General features: G+C 30.7%; 2 protein-coding genes. Both read left to right on the top strand.

The window, feature by feature from the left end; translation table 11 throughout:
• The first annotated feature begins 159 nt into the window (after positions 1 to 159).
• The gene (locus tag CXF67_RS09650) at positions 160 to 747 is read left to right on the top strand and encodes a Crp/Fnr family transcriptional regulator (RefSeq protein ID WP_102088569.1); all 588 of its coding nucleotides are present in this window, start codon (positions 160 to 162) and stop codon (positions 745 to 747) included.
• Between the two features lie 61 nt (positions 748 to 808).
• Positions 809 to 1,435: an FMN-dependent NADH-azoreductase gene (locus CXF67_RS09645; protein ID WP_102088568.1), complete on the top strand. Its 627-nt coding sequence runs from the start codon at positions 809 to 811 to the stop codon at positions 1,433 to 1,435.
• Positions 1,436 to 1,647: the final 212 nt, after the last annotated feature.

Here is a 1,647-nt window from a genome sequence, read left to right as displayed (position 1 = left end):
TCAGGACACACAACTATTGCCAACACCGTATATAATTTATTGCTAGTTCTAGCCTACTTACGAAAGTCCTCGCGGCCTTTATTGATCGGTAATTATTTACTAAATTGGTTGTTTAAAACACGCCACTAATCATACACAACAACGTTAGCAACAATTTGAATGAACGAACAACTTCTTAAGAATATATCGAAGCACGTTAAACTTTCAGAAGAAGAAAAAAATCTGTTTGAAATTTTTTGGACGGAAAAGACTTTGGATAAAAGAGATTATTTATTGAGAAACGGGGAAATCTGTCGAACTGATAATTATATTATCGCTGGAACCTTAAAAGCATTCTATATTAATTCAGAAAGCGGAAGAGAAGAAATACTTTACTTCGCAATAGATGACTGGTGGGCATCAGATATTGATAGCTTTCAAAAACAAAAATCATCAATTTATAATATACAAGCACTAGAAAAAACCAAATTACTTCAAATCAATCATCATTCTTTTAATGAAATGCTGAAACAGATACCTAAACTTGAAAAATATTTCCGCATTATTTTGGAAAATTATCTCGGAAGTTTACAAAGAAGAATAATTACAAACAATGTCCTTGACGCTGAACAAAGATATTTTGAATTTATTGAGCAATATCCTAAAATTATAAACAAAGTACCTCAATACTTAATAGCATCTTATTTAGGAATATCAGCCGAATTTTTAAGTAGAATTCGCAAAAAAACAAAAAATTTATTGAACTAGGTCAATTTCTCATATACTTTAATTAATCAACTTTGTTTTTTCAAATTAAATTAAAAAACAGATGAACAAAGTACTAATCATTAACGCAAGTGTAAGAAAAGAAAAATCTTATAGCAGAAAATTAACCGAAAATTTCACAGAGAATTGGCAGAGGAAACATCCTGAAGATATATTCACGCACAGAGAAGTTGGACTAAATATAATTTCACCTATCGATGAGAATTGGATTTCAAGTGCATTTATCAAACCTGATGACAGAACAGAATTAAACCAAAAAGGAGTAAAAATTAGCGATGAGCTAGTAAAGGAATTAAAAGAGAATGATATTTATGTTCTTGGAAGTCCAATGTACAATTGGTCAGTTCCGAGTGGATTAAAAGCATATATTGACCAAATTATGCGTATCAACGAAACTTGGAAATTTCGTTCTGGGAAACCTGATGGAGACTACGTAGGGTTATTAAAAAATAAAAAAATGTTCATTCTATCAAGTCGTGGAGACACAGGATATGGAGAAAATGAAAAAAATGAGTATATGAATTTTCAAACAACATATTTGAAGTTTGTGTTTGGAATGATGGGTGTTCAAGACATATCAATTATCTCCTTAGACAATGAAGAATTTGGCGGAGAAATCTTTGAAAAATCAAAGCAAGTTATTTATGAAAAAATCGATTTGATAAAGTAAAAACTGTTGCTAACAATGTATAAAAAACATAGGGCGGTTTAGGCTTTCCGAAAAGTCTGTGTTTATTTACAAAGTCGCCAAATATAAGATTTGGCATTTTCAATAAAAAAGATAAAAGCAAAATATTATATTTGGCTGAGTACCAAACCGAAACATATCGCTTATCACCTGCCCTACGTTTCTTATACTGACCGTTAGCGTTCATTACGAAA

Origin of the sequence: Psychroflexus sp. MES1-P1E (genome assembly GCF_002836055.1) — a bacterium.
Taxonomy (GTDB): Bacteria; Bacteroidota; Bacteroidia; order Flavobacteriales; family Flavobacteriaceae; genus Psychroflexus.
The sequence above is the reverse complement of the archived record's forward strand: the minus strand, read 5'-3'. Positions and strand labels throughout refer to the sequence as shown.

Excerpts from the sequence above, each read along its gene's own strand:
- CXF67_RS09645 (WP_102088568.1), top strand. The coding sequence starts at position 809 with ATGAACAAAGTACTAATCATTAACGCAAGTGTAAGAAAAGAAAAATCT.
- CXF67_RS09650 (WP_102088569.1), top strand. The coding sequence starts at position 160 with ATGAACGAACAACTTCTTAAGAATATATCGAAGCACGTTAAACTTTCA.